19 protein-coding genes and 1 pseudogene are annotated in these 26,509 nt (G+C 72.6%); 11 read left to right on the top strand and 9 right to left on the bottom strand.

Translation table 11 applies throughout. The features are described 5' to 3' along the window. Window positions 1–137: 137 nt before the first annotated feature. Both IE313_RS12990 and IE313_RS12985 read left to right on the top strand, forming a co-directional pair. Window positions 138–587, top strand: coding sequence for a MarR family winged helix-turn-helix transcriptional regulator (locus IE313_RS12990; RefSeq protein ID WP_189931455.1), 450 nt, complete (start codon window positions 138–140; stop codon window positions 585–587). Between the two features lie 473 nt (window positions 588–1,060). Next, window positions 1,061–1,582 carry a peroxiredoxin family protein gene (locus IE313_RS12985; protein ID WP_229924585.1) on the top strand — a complete coding sequence of 174 codons (522 nt, stop codon included), beginning with the start codon at window positions 1,061–1,063 and terminating at the stop codon, window positions 1,580–1,582. A gap of 473 nt (window positions 1,583–2,055) precedes the next feature. Here IE313_RS12985 and IE313_RS12980 read toward each other — a convergent pair whose 3' ends face one another. Both IE313_RS12980 and IE313_RS12975 read right to left on the bottom strand, forming a co-directional pair. After that, window positions 2,056–2,925 (bottom strand): SDR family oxidoreductase, encoded by an 870-nt coding sequence (locus IE313_RS12980; RefSeq protein ID WP_189931453.1) that lies wholly within the window; start codon window positions 2,923–2,925, stop codon window positions 2,056–2,058. Between the two features lie 166 nt (window positions 2,926–3,091). Beyond that, entirely contained in the window at window positions 3,092–3,943 is an 852-nt protein-coding gene (locus IE313_RS12975) for an alpha/beta fold hydrolase (RefSeq protein WP_189931451.1), read from the bottom strand. A 187-nt stretch (window positions 3,944–4,130) separates the two neighbouring features. Here IE313_RS12975 and IE313_RS12970 point away from each other — a divergent pair, with 187 nt between their 5' ends. The 4 genes from IE313_RS12970 to IE313_RS12955 all read left to right on the top strand — a co-directional run bounded on the left by IE313_RS12970 (window position 4,131) and on the right by IE313_RS12955 (window position 8,969). After that, the gene (locus IE313_RS12970) at window positions 4,131–4,736 is read left to right on the top strand and encodes a CGNR zinc finger domain-containing protein (protein ID WP_229924584.1); all 606 of its coding nucleotides are present in this window, start codon (window positions 4,131–4,133) and stop codon (window positions 4,734–4,736) included. A 662-nt stretch (window positions 4,737–5,398) separates the two neighbouring features. Then, window positions 5,399–6,376, top strand: a complete 978-nt coding sequence (locus IE313_RS12965; protein WP_189931450.1) for an alpha/beta hydrolase — start codon at window positions 5,399–5,401, stop codon at window positions 6,374–6,376. Window positions 6,377–7,038: 662 nt separating this feature from the next. Next, window positions 7,039–7,734 (top strand): RNA polymerase sigma factor, encoded by a 696-nt coding sequence (locus IE313_RS12960; protein ID WP_189931622.1) that lies wholly within the window; start codon window positions 7,039–7,041, stop codon window positions 7,732–7,734. A gap of 161 nt (window positions 7,735–7,895) precedes the next feature. Further along, window positions 7,896–8,969, top strand: a complete 1,074-nt coding sequence (locus tag IE313_RS12955; protein ID WP_189931448.1) for a hypothetical protein — start codon at window positions 7,896–7,898, stop codon at window positions 8,967–8,969. A gap of 155 nt (window positions 8,970–9,124) precedes the next feature. On the opposite strand, the gene IE313_RS12950 is transcribed toward IE313_RS12955, so the two are convergent. Next, window positions 9,125–9,973 carry a L,D-transpeptidase family protein gene (locus tag IE313_RS12950; protein ID WP_189931446.1) on the bottom strand — a complete coding sequence of 283 codons (849 nt, stop codon included), beginning with the start codon at window positions 9,971–9,973 and terminating at the stop codon, window positions 9,125–9,127. A 309-nt stretch (window positions 9,974–10,282) separates the two neighbouring features. On the opposite strand from IE313_RS12950, the gene IE313_RS12945 reads away from it, so the two are divergent. Continuing rightward, a complete protein-coding gene (locus IE313_RS12945) occupies window positions 10,283–11,866 on the top strand; it encodes an acyl-CoA mutase large subunit family protein (protein WP_189931444.1) in 1,584 nt (527 codons plus the stop codon). Between the two features lie 220 nt (window positions 11,867–12,086). Here the strand turns inward: IE313_RS12945 and IE313_RS12940 are convergent, their stop codons facing one another. The 4 genes from IE313_RS12940 to IE313_RS12925 form a co-directional block, all read right to left on the bottom strand. Then, on the bottom strand, window positions 12,087–13,019 hold the full coding sequence (locus IE313_RS12940) for a class I SAM-dependent methyltransferase (RefSeq protein ID WP_189931442.1): 933 nt from the start codon (window positions 13,017–13,019) through the stop codon (window positions 12,087–12,089). Window positions 13,020–13,687: 668 nt separating this feature from the next. Further along, window positions 13,688–14,788, bottom strand: a complete 1,101-nt coding sequence (locus IE313_RS12935; RefSeq protein WP_229924610.1) for an acyltransferase family protein — start codon at window positions 14,786–14,788, stop codon at window positions 13,688–13,690. Window positions 14,789–15,222: 434 nt separating this feature from the next. Next, window positions 15,223–16,596, bottom strand: a complete 1,374-nt coding sequence (locus IE313_RS12930; protein ID WP_229924583.1) for a polysialyltransferase family glycosyltransferase — start codon at window positions 16,594–16,596, stop codon at window positions 15,223–15,225. Beyond that, window positions 16,593–17,573: a glycosyltransferase family 2 protein gene (locus IE313_RS12925; RefSeq protein ID WP_189931440.1), complete on the bottom strand. Its 981-nt coding sequence runs from the start codon at window positions 17,571–17,573 to the stop codon at window positions 16,593–16,595. The genes IE313_RS12930 and IE313_RS12925 overlap by 4 nt, the downstream gene beginning before the upstream one ends. Window positions 17,574–17,771: 198 nt before the next feature. On the opposite strand from IE313_RS12925, the gene IE313_RS12920 reads away from it, so the two are divergent. The 4 genes and pseudogenes from IE313_RS12920 to IE313_RS12905 form a co-directional block, all read left to right on the top strand. Beyond that, a complete protein-coding gene (locus tag IE313_RS12920) occupies window positions 17,772–19,091 on the top strand; it encodes a DUF6716 putative glycosyltransferase (protein WP_189931439.1) in 1,320 nt (439 codons plus the stop codon). A gap of 144 nt (window positions 19,092–19,235) precedes the next feature. Beyond that, window positions 19,236–20,615 carry an acylneuraminate cytidylyltransferase gene (locus IE313_RS12915; protein ID WP_189931437.1) on the top strand — a complete coding sequence of 460 codons (1,380 nt, stop codon included), beginning with the start codon at window positions 19,236–19,238 and terminating at the stop codon, window positions 20,613–20,615. A gap of 14 nt (window positions 20,616–20,629) precedes the next feature. Further along, the gene (locus IE313_RS12910; protein WP_189931435.1) at window positions 20,630–21,574 is read left to right on the top strand and encodes an N-acetylneuraminate synthase family protein; all 945 of its coding nucleotides are present in this window, start codon (window positions 20,630–20,632) and stop codon (window positions 21,572–21,574) included. 25 nt (window positions 21,575–21,599) lie between these two features. Beyond that, a pseudogene (locus IE313_RS12905) lies at window positions 21,600–22,769 on the top strand (hypothetical protein); the annotation flags it as partial. 352 nt (window positions 22,770–23,121) lie between these two features. Here IE313_RS12905 and IE313_RS12900 read toward each other — a convergent pair. Continuing rightward, window positions 23,122–24,186 carry a nucleotide-binding protein gene (locus IE313_RS12900; RefSeq protein WP_229924582.1) on the bottom strand — a complete coding sequence of 355 codons (1,065 nt, stop codon included), beginning with the start codon at window positions 24,184–24,186 and terminating at the stop codon, window positions 23,122–23,124. 1,327 nt (window positions 24,187–25,513) lie between these two features. Beyond that, the gene (locus tag IE313_RS12895) at window positions 25,514–26,257 is read right to left on the bottom strand and encodes a hypothetical protein (protein WP_189931432.1); all 744 of its coding nucleotides are present in this window, start codon (window positions 26,255–26,257) and stop codon (window positions 25,514–25,516) included. Window positions 26,258–26,509: the final 252 nt, after the last annotated feature.

The raw sequence follows: 26,509 nt of genomic DNA, 5'->3' as shown, positions 1-26,509 counted from the left end.
CGCGGGTGGTTCCGGTTGTCACCCGTGACAGCTCACCTGTCAGCACCATCCCGTCGCTATTAGTTACTACGTACACGTCCTTTCGGCAAGATACGCTAGGTGTACGTCCTAAAGCAACCGCGATGAAGTGAGTGACCATGAGCCGGCAGGATCCGCCCCACTGCGCCCCCCTCGACGCCGTCCAGGGCGTGGGGCCGTTGGCGCGTCGGCTCAACCAGATACACACCCGACTCTGGTACGAGCGAGTGCACCAGGACCTCACGGGGCCCCAGTTCACCGTGCTGGCTCTCCTGGACGCTCACGGCGACATGGATCAGGGAACCCTCGGCGCTCTGGCCCATCTCGACAAGTCGACCGCAGCCCCGCTGCTCGAACGGTTGAACCGGCGAGGGCTGGTGAGTATCACCCGGGACGCGAGCGATCGGCGGCGCAAAGTGGTGCATATCACCGAAGAGGGGCGGGAACTCATCGTCCGCCTCGCCCCGGCGGCCGTCGCGGTGAGCGAGCAGATACTCGCGCTGTTCTCGACCGAGGAGCACGATCAGCTCCTCGACCTGCTGCGGCGAGCGGTGGACTGGCTGAACTAGCGTCGAGACTTCAGGGCGTGGGCTGTCCGAGCCGTGGCCACGCACGCGAGAAGGTGCCTCTGGCCTGCAACGGTGCGACTTGTGGCCGCTTCACCTCCGGTTCTTCGAGCACACCTGCACCCCCACTTCAGCGGGCTGCATTGCGTTGGTAAGCATCCGCGATCCCGTGGCGCATATAGGAGGACGTGACCGCTCGAAGGCCAGGCGTACCCGTGATCGAAGGAGGCAGGACGGCCTTGGGCGGAAGGGCTGTTCTGATCACCGGTGCTGCTCGGGAACCGGCCGGGCCCGGGTCGTGGGGCTCACTACTCATGGAGTGCGTTCGCCTGGTTGGCGCCGGTACGTACGCGCACTGCGTCGCCTCACGAGAACGGAACCTTCTTCACGCCCACGATTGTCCAGGCGTCCTGAAGGCGAGATATGCCCCCGCCGGGACACAGCGGGGCTGATGTGCATCCGATCACGTCCGAGGTGTGTCCATCCCGACCGATCGACTTCTCGACGAGAGGAAAACCGTGAGTCTCTTGAATGCCGGCGATGCCTTTCCGGCCATGGCCGTGAACGTAGCAGGGAGCGGCACCCTTGATGTCCGTGAGGAACTCGCCGGCGGATACGGTGTCGTCCTCTTCTACCGCGGTTCGTGGTGCCCCTACTGCAACGCGCAGCTCAGAGCCTTCCAACGGGCGGGCGATCGGCTCGCGGAGACAGGGATCAAGGTCATCGCGCTTTCGGTCGACAGCGAGGTGACGACGAAGGAGCTCGTGGCGAAACACAAACTGACCTTCCCGGTCGGTCACAGCGCGGATGCTCGCGCGATCGCCCGGGCGACAGGCGCATTCGTCAACGAAGACCCTGAGTATCTGCAGTCCACGGGCTTCGTCCTCGGTCCTGACGGTCGTGTCCTGACTGCCGTGTACTCCAACGGGGCAATCGGTCGCCTTGTGCCAGAGGACGTCATCGGGCTGGTCTCCTACCTCAAGGAGCACGCCGGCTGATCGCACGCCTGCAGGGTTCCGCCCTCGACGGGGTCGGGCGGAACCACCAAACGGATCTCGACCGTTGCTCCGAGATGATCGAGCCCGTCCCGAATCCAGAACTGGAGTCGGCTTTGGCGGCCGCGTTCGCTTCGGCGGGACCCGCTGCGCAGGCGGCACTGCTCAATCCGCGCCCTCTGGGACGCTTCGCGACGGCACCGGTTGCCGCTGACCGACCGGCTCAACGGGGAGTCGGGCGGCATGGGCGCCGGCCGACGGATCAGCAGCGCCGCCTTCGGTGCAGGACCCACGAGGCTGCTCGTTGTGCCGCCGGAGACGCGACCACCTCCGGACGCGGGTGAAGCTGCACGACACACCCGCGTCCCGGCCCCGTGCCACGCGACAGGTAGTCGGCAGGCAGCCCACCTGCTTCCGCTTTGCGTGGACTCTCGGGCATCAGGTGAAGGCGTGGCCGGAGCCGGCAGGGGCGTTGGTCAGATGCCGATGTCGGCCAGCCACTGGCTGGGCGTACGGGGGGTGACTCCCAGCAGCTTCTGGGCGGAAGTCTCCGGCGCGATCGAGCGGCCGGGCAGAGCGCTCATCGCCTCGTAGTTGTTTGCGATCTGAGCGGCGGCCTGCTCCCCGAAAAGCGGAGCCAGTGAAGCACGGAACTCCTCAGGAGTGATCGAGGTGAAGACCACCTTCCGGCCGAGCCGAGTGCTGAAGGCCTCGGCCAGTTCCGGTCCCGTGACCGCCGGGTACTGGCCGACGGAGACCACGCCGGTGACGTCCGTGCGGTCGAGCAGGGCGGCGGCGACGTCGGCGATGTCCAGGTGGGAGGCCCAGGAGACGGGGAAGTCGGGCCGGATCGGGTAGGGCAGTACGCCGCGCTCACGCGCGGAGTCGATGATGAACGGCATCAGCAGGTTCTCGAAGTAGAGTTCGGGCGCGATGACCGCGTGGGACACGCCGCTGTCGGCCAAGCCGGTGGCCAGCGTTGCGAAGGCACCGCCGATGGCTGGGTCGATGGGGAAGCCGCTGGTGGAGAACACGATGCGGTCCGGGCGGGCCTGGCGAACAGCGGTGAGGATGTTGTGGGCGAACGTTTCGCGGTCCTCTTTGGCGGCCATCGCAGGCAGGTGGACGAAGACCCCCTCGGCGCCTCGGTAGGCGTCGGTCAGGTCGGCGGCGGAGGAGTAGTCGGCGGCCAGGACGCGCTGGGCGCCTCGTACGACGGCGTTGGGGTTGCGGGTCAGGGCGGTCACGGACTTGCCGGCTGCAGCGAGAGCAGCGACGACAGGGGCGCCCTGGGCGCCGTTGACACCGTGGATCACGTAGGTCGGGCGTGCGGAACCTGAGGTCATGATGCATTCCTTGGAGAGGTGGGACGAATTCTGTGGGGGAGTGGCGGCCTTGGTGAGGGCGCCTGCGGTCGGTCGTTGAGCGAGGGAACGTCCATCGGAAGGGGAGAATCGGCTTCCGGCCGGCCCGCAGGCATGGCGAAGACACCCGCGTGGTGGCCGTTGACGCTCAGGCGAATGCCTTGTGCAGCAGCCCACCGGTGCGGGCGGCGATCTGGTCGACCTCTTCCTCCAGGGCGAAGTGACCGGTGTCGAGCAGGACGACCTCGGCTTCGGGGACATCCCGGGCGTAGGCCTCGGCGCCGGCTGGGATGAAGATGGGGTCGTTCTTGCCCCAGATGGCCAGCAGTGCGGGCTGGCGCTCACGCAGCCAGCCCTGCCATGCCGGGTACAGGGGCGGGTTGTTCTGGTAGTCCCACAGCAAAGACTTCATGTAGTCGGCGCGACCGGGCAGGTCGATGACCGCTTGATCGGCGACGGCCTGATCGGGGTTGACGTGCTCCGCATCGCGGGCGCCGATACCCCACTGCAGGCGGGTGCCGTCCAGGCTGACCAAGCTGTCTACCGCTGCCGACCCGGCTTCCTCGTCCTGCCACCAGTCGGTCAGTGCCGCGGCGCCGGGGCCGAAGCCTTCGGTGTAGGCGTTGGCGTTCTGCGAGATGATCGCCTTGATCCGCTGGTTGTGCTCCAGGGCGATGCGGAAGCCGACCGGGGCGCCGATGTCGAACATGTAGACCGCGTAGTCGCCGATGCCCAGTGCATCGATGGTCTTGCCCGTTACCTCGGCGAGTTTGTCGAAGGTGGGGCTGCCGGGCAGCGGGTCCGACGGGCCGAAGCCGGGGTAGTCGATGGCGACGGTGTGCCAGTCGCCAGCCAGGCGATCGATCAGACGGACGAAGGCCGCGGTGCTGGAGGGGTACCCCGGCAGCAGCACCAGTGTGGGCTCGCTTGCTTCTCCGGCCTCTCGCACGAACACGTTCAGGCCGTCGACGTTCACAAACCGGTGGCGGATGGCAGGCATGACTTCACCTCTCGCAGGCGACGGCGAGGAACTCTCCCTCCTCGCCGTCCTGAGCTTTAATGGATAGCTGGAAGGTATACACGTTAGTCACTCGATGCAAGCAGCCTCTCTGTGTGCTCCTTCCTGAACAGATTGGGTCGCTGAAGAGGTCTGGTTATGAGACGATGCTTATGGGTACACTCGGTGCGTGACCGTTAGTCCTTCGCTTGACGAACTTCAGCGGGCGGGGTTCCCCATGGGGGGCGAATCATCCGTGGCCGTGGACTTCGCCGACACGCTCGTGACCACCACCGACCCGTGGACGGATCTGCTGGCAGATCCGTCCGCCGCGGCGCGCTGGTGGAAGGTGCAGGCCGCTCGCCTGCCGACCGGACCGCCACCGGACCCCATGACCTCCCGAAGGCTGCGGAACGCCGTTCGGGACCTCCTCGACTCCCACCTCGAAGGACGGTCGACCCAGGCGACGTCCGTGGAGGACGTCAACGCGCTCGCCGCCGCAGTGCCCACCAGTGTTCGCATCGCGAGCGACGGGGCGAAGGTCGAGGCCGAAACCCGCTGGCACGTCGAGACGGGCGGCAACGCCCCGCTGGCCGCGATCGCCCGCGAGACCGTGCTACTGATCACCGATCCCGAACGCATGGCCCGTCTGCGCCGCTGCGCCAATCCCGACTGCTCGATGCTGTTCCTGGCGGAGACCAAGCGCCGGTTGTGGTGTACTGCAAACCTGTGCGGGAACCGGGCACGGGTGGCGCGCTACTACCAGCGCACCCGCTCAGGTACCACGGGGGCATGAGCCCGCTCGGCACGCAGCAGTGGGCGGACGGGCCCCCGTCCTCCTGGCTTCCCGAGAGCAGACGGACGAACGCGTCGTGACGCGTTGGGTGGTGCCGGGTTCGCCGACGTGGTCGGTCGCGCCGGGACGTTGGAGTGTGCGCAGGGTGGCTTCGGTGCGCCCGGAGTCCTTGTCGTCCAGTCTCGTGGCGGTCCGGCCGCGCCCGTAACGGCACGGGGTGCGATCGCGCAGCGCCGACGGCCCTGGTCTGGGTGGTGCGCATGGTCCGCTCGTTGCCCACGCTGCGCTCCCGGCGGACAAGATCCGCCGCCTCAAGCCGCGTCAGCGTCCATAGCTCAACTGGAGCGTTTGCAGGGAACGTTGTCGCAATCCCCGAGGTACTGCAGATGGATCAGGCCCAGTTCCTCCTCCAGTAGCGGACGGTGAAATGCCGTGACTGCAGGGGACGCGGCATACAACGCGATGCACAACTGGTCGTCGAGGAGCCGGGAGAGGCTTTCCCTGCCTGTTCGGGATGGGGGCTCATCACTGGATTCCGTTCGGGCGACAGCACCCTGGTACACGATTTTGAACCCCCCGTTCAACGTGCACTCACTGAATGAGTGCCTGGTTCCCCCTGTGTTGGTGGGTAACGACCGGCACCCCTCCGAAGGAGACACCTCATGACTGAGACGCCCGCCGCAAGCACCGAGGCCCCCGTCCTGGAGCCCGCAGCCGCAGCCTTCGCCGAGGCCACCTCTCGTCCGCCCTTCCTGTTCGAACTGTCCCCGGCCGAGGGCCGCAAGGTGGTGGACGAGGTACAGACGACGGATGTCGCCAAGCGGGACGTCGACGAGGAGTGGATCTCTGTCGAGGGCGGCCCGACCGGCAGCGTCCCTGTGCGGATCGTCCGTCCGAAGTCGGCCGCCGGTGAGCTACCGGTCATCCTCTTCATCCATGGATCCGCCTGGGTCTTCGGCAGCGCCCACACGCACGATCGGCTGGTGCGTGAGCTTGCCGTCGGGGCGGGCGCCGCAGTCCTTTTCCCCGAATACAGCCTGGCCCCGGAGGCCCGCTACCCGGTCGCGATCGAGCAGAACTACACGGTGGCGCAGTGGGTCGTCCAGTACGGAAGCGAGAAGCGGCTGGACCCGGCGCGCATCGCCGTGGTCGGCGACTCGGTCGGCGGGAACATGGCCATTGCGCTGACGCTGATGGCCAAGGAGCGCGGTGACGTGCCCCTCCTGCAGCAGGTGCTGTTCTACCCGGTGACCGACGCGGCCTTCGACACCCCGTCGTACCGGCAGTTCGCGGAGGGCTACTACGTGAGCCGAGAGGGCATGCAGTGGGTCTGGGACCAGTACACGACCGACCCGGCACAGCGCGCCGAGATCACCGCGTCGCCGCTACGTGCCACCACGGAGGAGCTGAAGGGCCTGCCCGAGGCCCTCGTCATCACGGGCGAGGCCGACGTGCTGCGCGACGAGGGCGAGGCGTACGCGAACAAGCTGCGCCAGGCCGGCGTCCCGGTGACGGCGGTGCGCCACCAGGGCATCATCCACGACTTCGTCATGCTCGACGCCCTCAGCCAGACCCACGCTGCACGGGCTGCGATCACCCTCGCCGTCACCACGCTGGGGACGGCTTTCGCCGCGTCCTGACGAGCGACCATCAGCCTGCGCGTAGGCCGAGGCACGGGGCGAGCGGTGCCGCGTTCTGCTGGATCGTGGAGATCGTGGACCGAGTGACGCGCGGCCGTCTGACCGGTTGGTCACGTCCGCCGGTGACGCGCAGCCGCCTGGCGGCGGGCCTCACGCCGACCCCTGATCGCGTGGGGCCCGCCGGTGGCAACGGCCGGGGCCGCCACCCCCCACAGGAGAGGCCCCGGCCGCCGCACGGCACGGGCCGCGCGGCGGCCCGTATCTTCTTCAGCGCCGTCGGGCCCATTTGTGTCACACCCCGCCCCGACGCGTGCTAGTTGCACGTTGTACAAACATGGACGGGAACACTTTCAGGCCGTAGCGTCCCTCCAAGCCGGACGGACGTACCACGACGACCGGGGGCGAGGACACCCCGGCACCACTCCGACCACACTGCATCCGACCAGCGACCACCACGGACACGAGGCCAACCACTGGAACCACGCCCCGACTACCGATGACCGGATTTCGACCCTGCACATGGCCCGGCCGACCGGGACCCGGCGGCCGAGGGCCGCACGGCAGACGACCACCGACCGCAACCGACGATTGAGCGACTGAAACGGCGAGCGAGCCGGTCCGCGCACGCGGCGCCGGCCCAGGCGCACAGAAGGGTGCCCGTAGTGCTGGGGGACGACGCGGAGTTGACCGCCGCGGTGAGTGCGGCACAGCACGGGGACGAGAACGCGTTCCGCACCGTGTACCGCTCCGTGCACCCGCGGCTGCTGGGCTACGTGCGCACGCTGGTCGGCGACGTCGAGGCCGAGGACGTGACGTCGGAGGCCTGGCTGCAGATCGCCAGGGACCTCGGCAGGTTCAGTGGCGACGCGGACCGGTTCCGCGGCTGGACCGCTCGGATCGCCCGCAACCGCGCCCTCGACCACATACGGATGCGGGGCCGCCGCCCGTCGGTCGGCGGCGACGAGTCGGAGCTGACCGGGAAGCCGTCGGGGTCGGACACCGCGGGTGAGGCCATGGAGTCGCTCGCCACCGGCCGCACCCTGGCGCTGATCGCCCAGTTGCCGCAGGACCAGGCGGAGGCCGTCGTGCTGCGCGTCGTCGTCGGCCTCGACGCCAAGACGGCCGCCGACACGCTCGGCAAGCGTCCCGGCGCCGTCCGCACCGCCGCGCACCGCGGCCTGAAACGGCTCGCCGAGCTGCTCGACCCGGCCGAGGGCGCTTTGAACGGGCCGCCGGACGGTGCCCGTTCGGACCTCGCGGGCGAGCTCGACTCGGTTCCGCGCCCACGACCGCGCACGCGTACGGTGACCTCTGCGGGTGTGACGCAATCACACGCGCGGACGCAGAAGGACATGTGATGGCCGACGAGAGCTGTGTCTTCCCGGAGGACGCAGGAGAACCGCCCCCAACCCCGGGAAGATGGCTCGACCGCGACGCTGCGGAGCGCCTTCTTTCCGGCGCGTCTCTCGATGCCCTCCTTGGTAACGGCGCAGGTCACGACCCCCGGACGGCCGCCGAGATGGCCCGGCTCGCACAGGTGCTCGACGCCCTGCGGGCACTGGCCGCGGACGGCGCGGGCGCCGCGCCGAACCCCACGGCGCAGGCCGCTCCCGCGGGACCCTCCGCCGCCCCGTCCGGCGAGGCCGCGGCGCTCGCCGCCTTCCGGCAGGCCCGCGACGCGGCGGCACGGCCCGAGGCCACGGCCGCGGGCGCCGGGATCCCGCGGATTCCGCAGCCACGGACGGGCGACGGTTACACCCCCGGCGAGCCGGTGGCCGTGGAGATCGGCTCCGTGCGCCTGGCCGGCGGACCGGGTACCGCGGTGCCGGCGGGCGGCGACGCTACGCGCGCTGACCGCCTGCGCTGGCGGCCGCTGCGCTTCGGGCTCGTCGCCACACTCGCCGGCTGCATGCTCGGCGGCGCCGCCGTCGTCGCCGGCCTCGTGCCGTCCCCGCTGAGCGACACCGGCAGGCCGGGACCGGCCGTCTCCGTGTCCGGCGAGGACACGCCCGAGGGCCCGGCCCCGGCGGTGCGCGGCTCCGGCAGCGCGCCCTCCGCGCCGGACGGCGCGCCCGGCACGGGCACCGGCCGGCCGCCGTCGGGCGGCACCGGCGGCGGGCCGGACGGCGACACGTCGGGAACGTCCCACGGCAAGGACACGAAGCGCCACGGGGAAACGGCCGAAAACTGGTGGGCGAAGATGATCAATGCCTGCCAGGACTACCGCGGCGGCAAGGAACTCGACGACACCAGCGAGCAGCAGTTGGAGGACGCCGCCAAGGGCTCGGAGCGCGTCGCCCGCTTCTGCGACAGCCTCCTCGACGACCAGGGCGCGGGCGGCGATCGGCCCGACGGCTCCCAGGACGGCGCCGGCGACAACCACGAGACCAGCGGAAACGCCGGTGCGGGCGGCGACGGCAAGGACGGCCAGGAGCACGGCCCCGGCTCGGGGGGCGGCCCCGAAAGCGGCGGCGAGAACACCGGCAACCACGGTGGCGCGGCCTCGCCGAGCGCGTCCGGCACCGCCCCGGCCCCCTCCGAAACTTCCAGCCCGACCGTCGGTGTGACGTTTTCCGAGCCCGTGACGCAGTAAGAAATGAGCCGACTGGTCATCGGCGCTGCACGAGCCGGGGTTCCCCCCGTACCCGCGGCTCGGTGCGATCGGCGCGGGCGGGACACGTTCCCCCGGTCCCGCCCGCGCCTTCTTCCGTGCCCGCGCCGGCGGCCGTTCCCCGCGCGGCTGGAAGGTCAGGAGACGATGACCTTGTCTCCCGTTCTGACCTCGTCGAAGAGCGCGGCGATCCGCTGCTTGTCGCGGACGTTGACACAGCCGTGCGAGGCACCCGCGTAGCCGCGGGCGGCGAAGTCCGCCGAGTAGTGGACGGCCTGGCCGCCGCTGAAGAACATCGCGTAGGGCATGGGCGTGTCGTAGATCGTCGAAACGTGGTGGCGGGACTTCCAGAAGATCTTGAAGGCGCCCTCGCGAGTGGGGGCGTACTCCGAGCCGAAACGGACGTCCATCGACGACAGGACCCTGCCGTCGACCATCCAGGACAGCGTGCGGCTCTCCTTGTCGATGCACAGCACCCGGCCCGTCAGGCAGCGCGCGTCCGGGCTGCCGACCGGCAGGGCCGTCGGGGGGTACAGCTCGTCGTGCGTCGGGGCGTGCGTCAGCGAGAGCAGCCGCTGCCAGGTGGCGCTGTCCGTGCCGCCGGTGCGGGACAGGCCGTGGGCGCCCTGGAAGGCGGAGACCGCGGCGGCCGTGACAGTGCCGTAGTAACCGGTGGGTGAGCGGTCGAAGTACGACAGGACGCGCAGCCGGGCCTGCAACTCGCGGACCCGGCCGCTCCGGGTGCCCTCGGCCATCACCAGCACGGGCCGCTGCGCCGCGGGAGCGTGGCCGGCCGGCGCCTGGTGCGGCGCGGCGTCACCGCCGGCCGCACCGCCGGCCGTGCCCGCCGAGCCCGGTGGACGCGCCGCGGGACCGCCCGCCGTGCCCGTCACCTGGACCGGTCTGCACCCGCTCAGCACCGCGAGCGCCGCGACCACCGCGACGGCGAGGGCGATGCGTGCGAAGGACAGGGCGGATGTGCGCATGAGACCCCCCGGCTCTGCTCGGCTGCCCACCAGGATGCTGCCCGGTCCCGTCCCGCCGTGAACTCGGCGGTTTCGGCCACCCGGACGCATGCTGTGAGGAACGTCCCAGCGTGTGGCCCTCCACCGGCTGCTCCGCGGCCGCTACAGTCCGTCGCAAGATCGGCGCAATTCCGCCTTTGGTCATCGCCCTTACCATCCGTCCTTCCAGTGCGGCGTCGCCGGACGCAGGCACTGCCTGACCCACCCAACGCTCATCACTAGAGGAGCCGGCCGGTGCCCTCGCCGGCGGCTCCAGCGGGAGGCCCCATCATGGCGCGCGAGTCGGAGTCCGGACTGCCCATCGAGCCGGTGTACGGACCGGACGCGCTGGAGGGCCGGGACACGGCCGAGAGGATCGGCGCGCCGGGCGCGTACCCCTTCACCCGCGGCGTGTACCCGACCATGTACACCGGCCGCCCCTGGACCATGCGCCAGTACGCCGGGTTCGGCACCGCGGTGGAGTCCAACGCCCGCTACCGGCAGCTCATCGAGCACGGCACCGCCGGCCTGTCCGTCGCCTTCGACCTGCCCACGCAGATGGGCCACGACTCCGACGCGCCCCTCGCGCACGGCGAGGTCGGCAAGGTCGGGGTGGCCATCGACTCCATCGACGACATGCGGGTGCTGTTCGACGGCATCCCGCTGGACAAGGTGTCCACGTCGATGACGATCAACGCCCCCGCGGCCCTCCTGCTGCTGCTGTACCAACTCGTCGCCGAGGAGCAGGGCGTACCCGCGGACAGGCTCACCGGCACCATCCAGAACGACGTCCTCAAGGAGTACATCGCCCGCGGCACGTACATCTTCCCGCCCAAGCCGTCCCTGCGCCTGGTGGCGGACATCTTCAAGTACTGCAAGGCGGAGATCCCGCGCTGGAACATGATCTCGATCTCCGGCTACCACATGGCGGAGGCCGGTGCCACGCCCGCGCAGGAGATCGCGTTCACCCTCGCGGACGGCATCGAGTACGTGCGCACGGCCGTCGCGGCCGGTATGGACGTGGACGACTTCGCGCCCCGGCTCTCCTTCTTCTTCGTGGCGCGCACGACGATCCTGGAGGAGGTCGCCAAGTTCCGCGCGGCCCGGCGGATCTGGGCGCGGCTGATGCGCGAGGAGTTCGGCGCCCGCGATCCGAAGTCGCAGATGCTGCGCTTCCACACGCAGACCGCCGGCGTCCAGCTCACCGCCCAGCAGCCCGAGGTGAACCTGGTCCGGGTGGCCGTGCAGGGCCTGGCGGCGGTGTTCGGCGGCACCCAGTCGCTGCACACCAACTCCTTCGACGAGGCCATCGCGCTGCCCACCGACAAGAGCGCCAGGCTCGCGCTGCGCACCCAGCAGGTGCTGGCCCACGAGACCGATGTGACGGCGACCGTCGACCCCTTCGCCGGCTCCTACGTCATAGAGCGGATGACGGACGACCTGGAGGCCGCCATCCTCGCCCTGATGGGCCGGGTCGAGGAGTTGGGCGGGGCCGTCGACGCCATCGAGCACGGCTTCCAGAAGAACGAGATCGAGCGCAGTGCCTACCGCATCGCCCAGGAGACCGACGCGGGCGAACGCGTCGTGGTCGGCGTCAACCGCTTCACCCTCGACGAGGAGGAGCCCTACGAGCCGCTGCGCGTCGACCCGGCCATCGAGCGGCAGCAGGCGCAGCGGCTCGCCCGGCTGCGCGCCGAGCGCGACCAGGGCGCGGTGGACGCGGCGCTCTCCGCGCTGAAGAAGGCGGCGGAGAGCGAGACGGAGAACGTGCTCTACCCGATGAGGGAGGCGCTGCGGGCCCGCGCCACCGTCGGCGAGGTGTGCAACGCGCTGCGGGACGTGTGGGGCGCGTACGTCCCCCGCGACGTGTTCTGAAGGACCGGGCGCGGCCCGTCCCGGTGGGCCGGACGGCCGGTCCGGCCCCCGGCCCACCGGGACGGGCCGCGCCTTCGAGGGAGGTGCCCGCACGGGGCTGCGTGCACAGCGGGCTCCCGCGGTGGCCGGGGCCGGGCTGCCGGGGGACCGCCGACCGGCAGCGGCACTGCCGGGCGCCGGCGACCACCGCCCGCCCTCCCGCAGCGCCCCTGGGCGCCCGTCAGGCGCCGCCGCGCCGCCGCGCCCTGCTGCGGCGCACCGCACGGGTGATGACCGGCGGCAGTACGTCGGCGGCGATCCGGGCGGCGGAGGAGCGCGTGCCCTTCTTGCCCGGGCCCCGGGAGCCGGCGGGACCGCCGGGCGCCATGGCCGGCTGGGGTGCGGGAGCGGGCGCACCGTGCCGGGAGTGCGGGAAGTCCGGGGCCCGCATGCCCCGGGAGCGCAGCCGGACCAGGCGGTGCCCGGCGGCCTCCTGGAGGCTCACTCCGCAGTCGTCGCGGGCGTTCGCCATGGCGATCAGCTCGTCCTGCACGGGGCCCGGGTCCTCCCATGTGCCGTAGAGCTTCTGGGTGCTCAGGCAGATGGGCCGCAGCCCGCGGTTGAGGACCGCCTCCCAGGTGGCGACGGCCACACCGGGGGTGTGCTCGGAGCGGAAGTCGTCCAGGACCACCACGCCGCCCGGCGCCAGCGCCTTCCGGGCCGTGGCGATGTCACCGTGCACGTGCTCGTACAGGTGCGAGGCGTCGATGTGGACGAAGCGGCAGGAGCCGGGGGCCACGTGGTCGGCGGCCAGCGAGCTGGGGCCCGCGAGGACGGTGGGCAGCGCGTCGTGGAAGGAGAGGTAGTTCCGCTCGAAGGCGTCCCGGGTCAGCATCGAGTACGACTTGCGCATCTCGCTGCCGTTGGCCAGGTCGGGCGCGTCGGACTCGAAGAGGTCGCAGACCGTGAAGGACTCGCCCGCCCGGACGTGCCGGCCCAGAAAGATCGCGCTCTTGCCCATGAACACACCGAGTTCCAGCAGGTCACCGCGTTGGCCGTGGCTCTCCTGCCGGGTCAGCAGCCACTCGAAGAGGACTTGGTCGAGGGCGGGGAACCAGCCGCGGACGTCGCTGAGTTCCCGGGGGAGGGGTGCGGTCTCGTGCGCTGTTGTCATGGGCGAACCTTCGCGATGCGGATGGGTGGGGCCATGCGGATCGGACCGGTGGGGGACGGACGCGACAATGGATGTGTTTCAAGTATGTAGTCGGTATATCGGGTACGCCCGGTGTCGCGTGGATCGTTCGGGTGGAGATGGGACCGGGCACCGGGCCGCTCCCGCGGTCCGGGTCGGGCGCCGCCGGCTTCTCTCCGCTGCGGCAGCGGCTTCCCGGAGTGCGTCCGACTATGCCGCCCGCCCGATGGCCTTCCGAGGGCCGGCGGATGAAGAAATGATTCATGACCGCGTCACGCGGAATTCATTTATCCGACGGCGCCTCGGGCCGGTGGCGTCCTCCTTGGCGTTCCGGAAAGTGTTTTCCGTCGGGACGCCGCCCGGAGAACCGGTCGCAGGGGCCGCGGAGCGGGAGAGGAATTATCGGCCACCGGCGCTTTTCCGATCGAGTCCGCTCTCCGGGCTCGCGGCCGGATCACCCGGGCGCGCTCCGTCCGGTTGCAGGCGCGCTCTCCTGTCCGGCTCGGCGGTGTGTCTCCTTGTCCGACCCGGCGGTGTGCGTTCCCGTCCGGCTCGGCGGCGCGTGCCCTGTCCGGCTCGCGGCGCGTGTGCACGTCCCGATGGGCGGCGTGCCTGCACCTCCCGATGGGCGTGGTGCGCCGACGGCCGGTTCAGCGGGGGGCCGGGGCGGAGAGCGACCTGCGCAGCAGCGGGGTCGCCCACTTCTCCACGTACCGGTTGAGCAGCCAGGCCAGCAGCAGCATGCCGGCGAGGGTGAGGGCGAAGGTCGCCCAGGAGGGCACGCCGAGGCCGCGGTGCAGCTCTCTTATGACGACCCAGCCCAGGTGCTCGTGCACCAGGTAGAACGGGTAGGTGAGCGCCCCCGCGACCGTCAGCCAGCGCCAGTCGGCCCACCTCAGGGCGCCGAGGGCGATGGCGCCGACCAGCACGTAGCCGGCCGTGACGATCAGGACGATCACCGAGGTGGAGCGGTACGAGAAGAAGTGCGGGTCGGGCGCGTGCCACAGCCCCGCGACCGCGTAGTGCTGCCCTGTCAGCCAACTGACCACCACGATCCCCCAGGCCAGGGTGTCGCGGCGGTTGCGGTGCAGCAGGTAGAGGCCCATGCCGCCGATGAAGTACGACGCGTACTCGGGCATCAGCACCAGGTTCAGCAGGGGCTCGTTCGCGGCCTGGGCGATCGCGGCCGCCATCGTCCACACCGCGCAGAACAGCACGACCCGGCGCCGGGTGACGCCGGGCAGCACCAGGCAGAGCGCGAAGAGGGCGTAGAACCTGATCTCCACCCAGAGCGTCCAGCACACGCCGAGCACGCGCTCGGCGCCCAGCGGCTGCTGGAGCAGCGTCATGTTCACCAGCGCGTCACTCGGGGACACCGCGTGGTACACCACGGGCGGCAGCGCGAAGACCGCCGTGACCAGGACCACCGCCACCCAGTACGCGGGCATCAGACGGGAGGCCCGGGAGGCGAAGAAGGAACGCAGCGGGCGCCCCCAGCCGCTCATGCAGATGACGAAGCCGCTGATCACGAAGAAGATCTGGACCCCGAGGCAGCCGTAGGCGAACCAGCCGTGCAGCGTGGGGAACTGGTGCTGCGGCGAGCGGCCCCAGGCGTTCGTGACGTCGCCGTCGCGTCCGCCGTAGTGGTACAGCGCCACCATCAGCGCCGCGACCAGGCGCAGGCCGTCCAGGGCGCGCAGCCGGCCGCCGCCGCGCTCCGCGGGTCCCCGCGCGCCGGCGGTGGCGGGCAGGGGGCGCGACGGGGGCACGAGGTGGCCGGCGCGCCGGGCCCGGGGCCGGTCCGGGGGCCGCACCGCCGTGGTCCCGGGGCTGTCCGGCGTGTCCTGCGCCAGCGGACCGCGCGAGTCCTCGGGAGTGATCGTCACGGGTGTCCCTTCGGGGGCGTGCGCTCGACTTTTGAGGCGCGCAGGCGCGCGCTCGGAGCGGCCAGCCTAAAACCCGCACAACCCGAAAACCGGTACGAAAATATTCCGTTTCCGGGCTCTACACCATGAGTTCACCTGGCGTCCGGTCCCGTTTCCCGGGCCGTTGCCCGGACGCCACCGCGCGTGCGCCGCGACGCACCCGGGACCCGTGCGCACCCCCTCGCCGCAGCACCGTGCGCACCGGCCCGCCGCGCCACCGTGCGCACCCCCTCGCCGTCTGCCGGGCCCTGCCGCGGGCCCTACCGCCGTACCGTGCGCCGCAGCGCCCGCGCCTGGCGCACCACCCGGCGCAGCCGTGCGTTGCGCGGGATGAAGGCGAGCTGGGCGGGCACGGCGCCCGGCAGGGCGAGCGCGGTGAGCCTGCGGCGCTTGAAGTAGCGCCACGTGCGGGCGTCCAGGTGCCGGGAGAGGTACTGCTCCGCGGCCCCCCGCCGGTCGGGGTAGATCTTCGGCTGCATGGCGAAGCCGACCGCCGTGACGAGACCGGTCAGATCGTGCTCGGCCGGGTCGATGAGCTGCGCCTCGACCATCGCCCGGTCGGTCAGCTCGGGCAGCAGCGCGTCGACGATCGTGACGGGCACCCGGTTGCTGTTCTGGTACGGCGTCAGACGCTCCAGCAGCACCTCGGTGCCGAGCCGGGCGACCGGCAGGTCGAAGAAGGCGGCGGCCGTGAACAGGGCCGTGGAGAAGCAGCCGACGACCAGGGCGGGCCGCATCCGCTGGTAGAGCACCTCGGCGAGTACCGGGGTGTCCAGCACGGTCAGCTCCGCGCCCAGCTTCTGGGCCTCCTGCTCCAGCAGGCGCGAGAAGCGCGCGGGCGCCATCGGATGGGGCTTGAAGACGATCTTCGTATGGCCGAGGCCGACGGCACCGCGCACCATCCGCGCGTGCAGGTCCTCCTCCTCCTCGGCGGTGAGGATCTCCAGTGCGGACAGGTACTGGCCGAGCAGCAGCGCGGGCCCGCGCAGCTCCGGAAGCCCGGTGGCGGCCGCGTCGCCCAGCTCGGAGAGGACCTTCACGAAGACCTCGGTGGGCACGATCTGCGGGGGCACGCCGAACTCGGTGAGCAGCAGCGGCTCCAGGCCCGGCACCAGGTCCAGGTGGAGCAGCCGCCGCACCCGGGTGCCGACCAGCGGATCCAGCTTGTTGCGGGTGGGGCCGTAGCTCATCAGCCCGTCCGCGTAGACGTCGATGGGGGCGCCGGTGAAGATCTGGGTGATCGCCAGGGCCGGGTTGACCTGGATCGACTCCACGACCAGTTCCACGGCGTCGTCGCCGAGGCCCCAGGCGAGCCGCAGGAACCGTTCCCACAGGGGGGTGTCGTCCGGGCGCGGTGACCAGCCGCCGGGGTGGAACGGGAAGATCGTCTCGTTCCAGGAGAGGACGTCGTCGAAGCGGTGCCGCAGCCGCTCGAAGCCCACCGACTCGTCCAGCGGGGGCGTGGTCTCGGGCGTCGCCGCGTTGTTCAGGACGAGCAGGATCGAGCGGTCGGCCGCCGTGAAGCAGTCCGCGTCGATGGCCGCGGCGAGGGTCGCGGCACCGTACAGCGTGGAGGCGCAGTAGATCCGGGTCGTGCGGACGCGGGCGGCGCCCGGCAGGGCCGTGGTGCTCACGCGGCGGCCTCCCCGGCCGGCACCGGACGCCGGCGCAGCCGGCGCAGCCGGGTGGCGCGCTGGATGTCCATCGAGTCGAGCGCCTCCTCGAGGATCGGCTGCGGCATCCGCTTGAGCGCCGCGGTGCTCATGGCCTTCAGTTTGCGCGCCACGGGTGGTTCGAACCTTTCGATGGAACCCAGATGGTGGGAGATGATCGCGCAGTAGGTGCGTACCGCCTTCGGCAGCAGGCTGTCCGCGTCGGGGTCCTCCGCGGTCTCCTGGACCACCTGGTCGAACGCCCGGATGAAGTCGAGCTGGCGCACGTCGCCGATCTGCGTCAGCGAGGACGCCACGCCGCGCCGGTAGAAGACGCCGAGCAGGCTGACCGCCGCGAAGGACTTCGCCTCGCGGTGCAGGCGCCAGATCCACGGCCGGTCCTCCGCGGTGCGCAGCCCGTCCCTGAAGTGCAGCAGGCCCGCGTCGAGCAGCCGCCGGTGGTAGATCCCCGCCCAGGCGTACGCGTAGTCGACCGAGGTGGAGCGGTGGGCCGGCAGGATCGCGTCGCGCGGGCGCATCACCTCGCCGCGCCGGCCGTGCGGCACCCGGAAGACGGACCGCGCCCTGGCCGTGCACTGCACGTGGTCCGTACGGACGAAGTCGCAGTCCAGGGCCTCGATGGCCGCGACCAGCCGCGGGTAGTAGCCGGGCGCCAGCCAGTCGTCGCCGTCCAGGAAGGTCAGGTACGCGCCGCGTGCCGCGTCGATGCCGGTGTTCCGCGCGGTCGCGAGGCCGCCGTTCTGCTCGTGCCTGATGAGCCTGGCGCCGGGCAGGTCCCGCGCGGCCCGTTCCAGAACGTCCGGAGTTCCGTCCTTCGAACAATCGTCGACGAAAATGAATTCGAAGTCCTCGCGCGCGTTCGCGCGCAGACTTCTCAGTGTGTCGGGCGCATATTGCTGCACGTTGTAGAACGGCACAATGACGGAGAGCTTAACCACGCGGGTGACGTTAGGTGTCGCCCCGGCATTCGTCTTGACCCGCGGTGAGATGGAAGGTGAACGACGCGTGGCGGTCTGGTGAACCGAGCTGTTCTCCTTATCGTCCGAACGCCGGCTCCCCATTCGTCGATGTGCTGTTAACCGTTTGTTGGCATCAGGTTGGGCTGCGGATACGAATGCCTTCCTAGCGTCGCCTACGTGCCAGCAAGTACCCCGAACCCCCTGCGGGCCGTCGTGCTCGCGGACTCCGACACCCGGTGGAAGTGGGGCGCGCTCACCGCCTCCCGCATCATGTCGGACCCCCGCCTCGACGGCTGCCTCCTGCGTGGCCGAGCCACCCCGACGCCCCGCCAGCTCCAGGAGGTCGGCATCCGCGCCGACTCCCTGCGCGAGGTCACCGCGGTGGAGTTCCTCAGGGAGATGGCGGCCGCGCCCGAGGCGGACCGGCTGCCCGACGTGGTCGTCCTCGCGCTGGTGGGCGGCGGCGTGCAGGCGATCCTGCACGGCCTCGCCCGCGCCTGGCAGGGCCGCGCCCGCCGCCCGGTGGTCGTCACCGGCTACGTCGGGGTCGTCTACGAGAAGCTCGCCGACGGCCTGCTGCTGCGGCACGGTGCCGACCTGGTGCTCGCCAACTCCGCCCAGGACGCCGAGCGCTTCCGCGGCGTCTACGCCGGCGTCGGCGCCGACGACTCCTCCGTCGTCGAGACCGCGCTGCCCTTCCTCGACGGCGAGCCCTACACGGCACCCCACGACCCGTACACGGTCGTCTTCGCCGCCCAGCCCTCGGTGCCCGAGACCCGCGCCGAGCGCACCTACCTGCTGGACCGCCTCATCCAGCACGCCAGGAAGCATCCGCACCGCGAGGTGCTGCTCAAACTGCGCAGCAAGCCCGGCGAGCACACCACGCACATCGAGGAGCTGCCCTACCAGCGGCTCGCCCAGCGTGCCGGCGCGCTGCCCGAGAACTTCCGGACGGTCTACGGCCACATGGGCGAGGTGCTCGACCGCACCGACCTGCTGGTCACCGTCTCCTCCACGGCCGCCCTGGAGTCCCTGCACCGCCGCGTCCCCACGGCCGTGCTGACCGACGTCGGCGTGCGCGAGAAGCTCGGCAACCACCACTTCCTCGGCTCCGGCTGCCTCACCTCCTGGGACCGCCTCGACGCGGGCGAACTGCCCGAGCCCGAGCCCACCTGGCTCGCCCGCCAGGGCGTGGCCGCCGACGGGGCCTACGAGAAGTCCTTCGACGCCGCCCGGGAGCGCGTCGCCACCCTGCTCGCGCGCGGCGAGCTGCCGCCGCTGCGGCCCTACTACACGACCACCACCGCGCCCGGCTACCTGCCCGGCATCCTCACCCGCCACCATCTGGCCGCGGACGGCAGCCCGCTGCCCGGCGCGCCCGGCGCGGACAAGGGTCCGGGGCCGGTCCGCCAGGTGGTGCGGCGGGCCGCCCGCGGCGCCTACCGGCACGGGGTCCAGCGGGTGGCGCCGGTCATCCGGCGGATGGGCGAGCTGTGAGGCGGCCGTCCGGCCCCGGGCGCCGAAGACCGCCGTGCGGGCCCGCCCCGGTGCGCCGGACGGGCGTGCGCCCGCCCCGCCCGCACCCCGCCGCAGGACCGGCCTGTTCGTCGCTCACCCCCTGTCCCCTCTAGGAGTCCTCCCATGCCCCACCCGCAAGCGGGCACCTCGGCGCCGGTGCGCCGTGTACTCGCCGTGATCCCAGCGCGCGGCGGTTCCAAGGGCGTCCCCGCGAAGAACCTCGCCCCGGTCGGCGGCGCCCCGCTGGTGGTGCGCGCCGTACGGGAGTGCCGCGCCGCACGGCAGGTCACCGACGTCGTCGTCTCCACCGACGACCCCGCGATCGCCGACGCCGCCCGCGAGGCCGGTGCCGAGGTCGTACTGCGGCCCGCGGCCATCGCGGGTGACACCGCCACCAGCGAGGCGGCCGTGCTGCACGCCATGGACGCCCACGAGGCCCTGCACGGCGCGCGCGTCGACCTGGTGCTGCTGGTGCAGTGCACCAGCCCCTTCCTGATCCACGAGGACATCGACCAGGTGGTCGCGGCGATCGCCGAACACGGCGCGGACACGGCCCTCACCGTCGCGCCCTTCCACGGCTTCGTCTGGCGCGACGCCGCCGACGACCCCTCCGTCATCGGCGCCCGGCGCACCGGCGCGGTCGGCGGCACCACGACGGCCGTGGCCGACTCCACCGCCACCCGCGGCGGCTACGGCGTCAACCACGACAAGTCCTTCCGGCCGCGCCGCCAGGACCGCCCCCAGGACCTGCTGGAGACCGGCGCCGTCTACGGCATGGACGCGGCCGCCTTTCGCGAGCACCAGCACCGCTTCTTCGGCCACACCGAACTCGTGCGCACCGACCCGGCGCGCGTCCTGGAGGTCGACGACCCGCACGACCTGGCGCGCGCCCGGGCGCTCGCGGCGCTCTTCGACGCGGGCCGCCCCGCCCCGGCCGCCGTGCACCCGGCCGCCGCGGTGCCGACCGCCGCGGCCGGCGTCCCCGGCCGGGCGGACGCACCGGCCGGGCACCTCCCGACCCGCGAGGACATCGACGCGGTCGTACTCGATTTCGACGGCACCCAGACCGACGACAGGGTGCTGATCGATTCCGAAGGACGGGAGTTCGTCTCCGTGCACCGCGGCGACGGACTCGGCATCGCCGCCCTGCGCAGGGCGGGCCTGAACATGCTGATCCTGTCCACGGAGCAGAACCCGGTCGTCGCCGCCCGGGCACGGAAACTCAAGATCCCCGTGCTGCACGGCATCGACCGAAAGGACCTCGCACTCAAGCAGTGGTGCGAGGAGCAGGGCATCGCGCCGGAGCGCGTGCTCTACGCCGGCAACGACGTCAACGACCTCCCGTGCTTCGGCCTCGTCGGCTGGCCCGTGGCGGTCGCGAGCGCTCATGACGTCGTACGCGGCGCCGCACGCGCGGTCACCGCCAGCGCCGGCGGCGACGGCGCGATCCGAGAGATCGCCACCTGGATCCTCGGCCCTTCTCTCGACTCCCTCGACAAGTAAGGACCCCTCCTGTCATGAGCAACTCCCGTCTGCGCACCCTCGGTTCGAAGACCGCAGGTCCCGGCCGCCCCGTCTACATCACGGGCGAGATCGGCATCAACCACAACGGTGACCTCGACAACGCCTTCAAGCTGATCGACGCCGCCGCCGAAGCCGGCTGCGACGCCGTCAAGTTCCAAAAGCGCACCCCGGAGATCTGCACCCCCCGCGACCAGTGGGACATCGAGCGCGACACCCCCTGGGGCCGGATGACGTACATCGACTACCGGCACCGCGTCGAGTTCGGCGAGGACGAGTACCGCGCCATCGACGAGCACTGCAAGGAGAAGGGCATCGCCTGGTTCGCCTCCCCGTGGGACACCGAGGCCGTCGCCTTCCTGGAGAAGTTCGACGTGCCGGCCCACAAGGTGGCCTCCGCCTCCCTCACCGACGACGAACTGCTGCGCGCCCTGCGCGCCACCGGCCGGACGATCATCCTGTCCACCGGCATGTCGACGCCGCGCCAGATCCGGCACGCGGTCGAGGTGCTCGGCTCCGACAACATCCTGCTCTGCCACGCCACGTCCACCTACCCGGCGAAGGCCGAGGAGCTGAACCTGCGCGTGATCAACACCCTGCAGTCCGAGTACCCGAACGTCCCGATCGGCTACTCGGGGCACGAGACCGGCCTGCAGACCACGCTCGCGGCGGTCGCCCTGGGCGCCACCTTCGTGGAGCGCCACATCACCCTCGACCGCGCCATGTGGGGCTCCGACCAGGCCGCCTCCGTGGAGCCGGGGGGCCTCCAGCGGCTGGTCCGCGACATCCGCACCATCGAGGCGTCGCTGGGCGACGGCATCAAGAAGGTGTACGAGTCCGAGCGCGGCCCGATGAAGAAGCTCCGCCGGGTCGCGGGCGTCGTCGCCGAGCAGGAGGCCACCGCGGCCGGGGCCCCCGAGCGTCAGCCCGCGGCCGTCTGACCGCCCGGCTGCCGACGGTCTCGCCGTGGACACGAGCCCCCGCACCGGGCAGGCGGGTCCCGAACCCGCCGACACCCGCACCGCCGCCCGCGCCGCCCTCACCCCCGCCCTCGCCTTCGTCGAAAGCCCCGTCCAGCTCCTGAACGTCCTGGAGTGGGCGCACCGGCACGCCCCGGACACGGGGCGGGACGACGAGCACGGCGCGGGGCGGGGGGACGCGCGGGGGAGCGGGCCGCCCGGCGGCCGGGGGCTCGATGCCGCGCTCACCGTCGTCGTGCTCTCTCCCACCGATCCGATGACCCGCGGGCAGTTGCGCCGGATGGCGGAGCTGGCCCGGGACGAGGGCCACCACGTGCGGTGGGAGGAGGCACGCGGCGCCAGCACGGCACCGCTCGCCACCGTCCGCGGTCTCGCACCGCTGCTGAGGGCCGCGCGGCGGATCGTCATCGGCGACCCCTTCTCCCGCTACGTGCAGCTACTGCTGACCATCACCCGGGCCCGCGACCTCGTGGTCGTCGACGACGGCACGGCCACCATGGAGTTCATCGCGCAACTGGCGCGCGGGGAGCGCCTGGTGCGCTGGCACCGCCGTGGCGGCCGCCCCGGTGCGCGTGACCTGGTCTTCGCGCCGGTCTCCGCTGCCGCCCGCCGCCGGCTCACCCCGGGCCGCCGGCGTGCCGTCGAGGTCTTCTCCTCGATGCCCATCGAGACCGCTCCCGACGGTGTCCGTGTCACGGCCAACGACTTCGGCTGGACCCGCGCGCGCTTCGGCCCGCCCCGGATCACCGAGGGCGCCGACCTGGTCGGCACCTCGCTCGTCGAGACGGGCGTCGTCGACCTCGAACGGTATCTGGAGGCGGTCGCCGCCCTGGCCCGCGACCACGGCGCCGTCCGGTACTTCGCGCACCGCCGCGAGGACACCGTCAAGCTGCACCGCCTGGCCACCGAGACCGGCCTTCAGATCGTCCGTCCCGACCTGCCGCTCGAACTCGTCGCCCGCCGGGGCCCCATCGGCACCACGATCGTCAGCTTCCCCTCGACGGTCGTGCACACCCTGCCGCTGGCCCTGACCGGCACCGGCGTACGCGTCGCGGTCTGCGACGTCGACCGCGCCTGGCTCACCGACCACGCCTCCCCCCGCGCCGAGGGCTTCCTCGCGGACGTCACCGGAACGGCCCGCGGCGTCGAGCGGCTGGGCACGGCGGAGGGGCCGCAGACGCTGCGGGAGGGGCCGCGGGCGGGCGTGCCCGGCCAGGACAGGAGGGGCGCTGCCGGCGTCCCGGACGGCAGGAACGGCACCCCGGCGCCCGAGGGCCGCAAGGGCCGCGGGGGAACGGGGGAGCCGGGGGCGATCCCCGGCCAGGAGGACGCGCGCCGAAGGACGGGCCGTCTGACGCCGCCGCGGGTCTGAGCGGCGCCCCGCACGGGCCCGGCCCGACGCGGAGGCGTCGCGCAGGCCGGTCGCGCAGGCCGCGCTGCCACACCCGTACCGGCGCACACCCGTACCGGCGCGCACCCGCGCCGGTACGGGCCGGCGCTGCACCTGCTCAGCGGGTCGCCGTGGCCCGCCGCATCACCTCGGCCCCCATGCGCACCGCGGCGTCGCGCGTGGACTCGGCCAGCATGGGGGCGTGGATGGGGCCTCCCTGGGCCAGGTGCCGGTCGTAGGGGATCGGGAAGACGGGCACCCCGCTCTCCCGCAGATGGGCGAGGGCGGCCTCGGCGTCGAGCGTGGTGTCGGGGGAGTGGGCGGTCAGGGCCACCACCGTGGTGCTGAGCGCCGACTGCGGCAGCGCGGCCAGCCAGTCCAGGACGACCCGGGTGCTGTTCACGCCCTCCGGCGTCATCGGCGCGACCACCACCCGGGCGTGCGCGGTGTCCATCGCCGTACGGGCCACCTCCCCCGGCAGCGTCTCGCAGTCCACCACCGTCACCGCGAAGTAGTGCCGCAGGGTCTGGGTGATCCGGACGTAGGTCGGCACGTCGAGCGGTGCACCCACCCGGCCCTGGCTCGCGGGCAGCAGCCAGCCGCCGTCGGTGACCGGCACCAGGTATCCGGTGAGGTCGGTCAACTGCATGCCCGGATACACGAGGTGCACCAGGTCCGTGCAGGACCAGCGCACCGACTCGGCACCCATCCGCACCGGGAGCGTGCCGAGCGCGGCGTCGGCCTCCAGGGTCAGGACCGGGTCGTGCCGGTAGCGGTTGTAGGCCCGGCCCAGCAGCGCGGAGACCGTGGTCTTGCCGACCCCGCCCCGGATGGACGTGACCGCGACCACCCGTCCGGTGGTCACCGGCAACTGGAGCTGTACGGCGAGCCGGGCCTGCTCGGTCCGCTCCTGGTCGGTCTGCGCCAGCCGGCGCAGCGAACGCCCCGTGCGCCGCGCCACCGAGTCGCCGTGCTGCGGCCGCCCGAGGGCGATGGCCAGCCGCGGATCGACGGTCGGCACGGAGTTCGGGGCGGGCAGGGACACGTGCGTGGCACCGCGCTGCGTCTGCACGGCACCGGTGCCGCCCGGGGCAGCCTGGTGGGGTGCCGCCGCATAGGGGGCGCGACCGACCGCGGGCGCCACCTCGGCGGCGGTCGCGGTGGGCGGTGGGGCGGTGGTCACGACGGGCGCTGGGGCGGTGGTCGCGGCCGGTGGGGCCGCGGTCGCGACGGGCGGCGGGGCGGTGGTCGCGACGGGCGGCGGGGCGGTGGTCGCGACGGCTGGTGGGGCGGTGGTCGCGGCGGGCGGAGGGGTGGCCGGGAGGGCCGGCAGGGGCTGGGGCCGGGCTTGTGCGGCCGTTCGGGGTTGGGGTTGCGCATCCGGCTGGGGCTCGGCCCCCACGTGGGGCGGAGCCGCAGCGGGGGCCGGTCGCTGTGTGGGGGCCGGAACTGGGGCTGGGGCCGGGACCGGGACCTGTGTCGGGGCCGGAGCCGGGGCCGGGGTCGGTGCTTCGGCTGGGGGAGGGGCTGCGGCCGGCGTCCGGGGCCGGGACCCGGCGTCGAGGGGAGCGGGGGGCCCAGGGCTGTGCTGGGGCTCGGGCAGTGCCCCGGACGGCGCGGCGGGCGGCGCGTCCCGGGGCTCGACGGCGGGCTCGCCCCCGGTTCCGGCGGCCGTCCCGTCCCCGGTCCCGGCCAGGGGCTCGCAGGGCGGTGCGTCGTCCGCGCCGCCCTGCGCACCGGCCGGTGGCCGGTTCTCGGTCTCGGCGGGTGGCCTCTCCTGCGGTCCTGCGGACCTCGCAGCCCGCGAGGCGGGCGGCGGCTGCGTGGGCGGGCGGTCCTGCGCCCCGGTGGGGCGCTGCGCGCCGGGCTCCTCGCCGGGCGCGGGGGACGGCCGCGCGGAGGGGCCGTCCTGCGGCCGGGCCGGGGCACTCCCCGGCCGGGCGTCCTCGGGACCGGCGGACGCCACGGCGCGCGCCGCACCCTCGGGCCCGCCGGGGGCCGTCATGACGCCGGTCCCGCCGGGGACCGTCTCGCCGTCGGGCCCGCCCTCGCCCGGCACCGGGGCGGGCGGCTGGGCGGGCGGCGCGGCGGCGGGCCCGTCGGACGCCCCGGTGGGCTGCGGCGCCGTCCGCCGGAGGGCCCCGCACGGATCCGCCGCCCCGGCACCGGAGTCCTCTCCGGGCGTCCGCGACTCCTCGTGCTGCGCCCTGGCTTCCTGCCCCATGCGGATTTCCCCTCCATGACCCCGTGCGTGCCCCGGCCGGCGCCCTACGAGCGCTGCGTACCGTACGGCCCGGTCGCGCGCGCACGACGCCGGCCCCCGTACGCGCCCTAGGATCATGCCGCACCGGCGGACCGAACCCCACGGCCCCCGCGGGCTGTTGTGAACCCGCAGACCGCAGGTGGGCAGGGGCGGCAGGACACCCGCACCGGTGGCGCCCCGTCACGACCCGTGTGCACGGGGCCCGCCGGGCCGGGGCCGCGACCGCCCGCCGCACCCGGCCCGGCCCTCATCGCCGGGCGACGATCATCCACCCGGCGCCGAACGCGGCGAACAGCGTGCCCATCAGCCACTGCCCCACGCCCGCGCCGAGCAGTGCGGCATGGGCGAGCACCGACACGGGAAAGGCGAGCCAGAGCCAGCCGAAGTTGCCGAACGCCACCAGCCGGCCGGGCCGGCCGCTGAACGCGAGCCAGAGCGTCGGGCCGAGGACGAGCCACGTCACGACGATCCGCAGCCGCAGGGAGTCCTCGGACGGCGGGGAGTAGGTCTCGGTGTGGCCGTGCACCGCCATGCGCACCACCGAGCCGTGCCAGGTCCGCAGTGCGGCGCGGTCGCCGCGGCGCACGTCGTCGTAGGTGCCGGGGCCGACGGCCAACTCGTCGGTGGAGCCCCCGGCCCGGCGGAGCGACACGTCGTAGTACCTGGTGCAACTGCGGCTGCCGTCGCTGTCGGTGGTGCAGTTCTCGCCGGTCTCCTTGCCCGTGACGCGGCCCGACGAGCGCGCCACGCAGTCCGCGGTGTCGCCCGCCGCGTTCCGCGCCGCGGTGCAGGGCTGGGCGTGCCGGTAGGCGACGGTCTGCTCGTAGGCGTCCGCCGCCCATGAGCAGCACAGCACGAGACCGTAGACCGCGGCCGCCAGCAGGGGCAGCCGCAGCCAGGGCCGCAGCGGCCGCCCGAACCGCGCCGCCCGCCCGAACCGCGCCGCCCGCCCGGGCCTGCGCGCCCGTCCACCGCTTCGTACACCGTCCACGCCCGGACCCCTCCCCCCGAAGCCCCGAGCGAGTGCCTGACACGGCCTCGCCCTCATGAGCACGCCGGAACCCCGGGGCCCGGTTCCCGCCGCCCGGCGCGGACCTTCCGGGCGGCCGAGGACTTCAGGACGGCACCCCAACGGCCCTCTGGGGCGAAAATAAGCTTTTATACCCGTTCTCTCCGAAGATCATGCAGGGCAGAGACGATTCTTCGGCGCTGCATGGCCGAAATTACGGTGATCGAGAGGTGA

It is taken from the genome of Streptomyces sulfonofaciens (genome assembly GCF_014656295.1).
GTDB classification, from domain to species: domain Bacteria; phylum Actinomycetota; class Actinomycetes; order Streptomycetales; family Streptomycetaceae; genus Streptomyces; species Streptomyces sulfonofaciens.
Note: the sequence above shows the minus strand (reverse complement) of the source record. Positions and strands in the feature narration are given on the sequence as shown.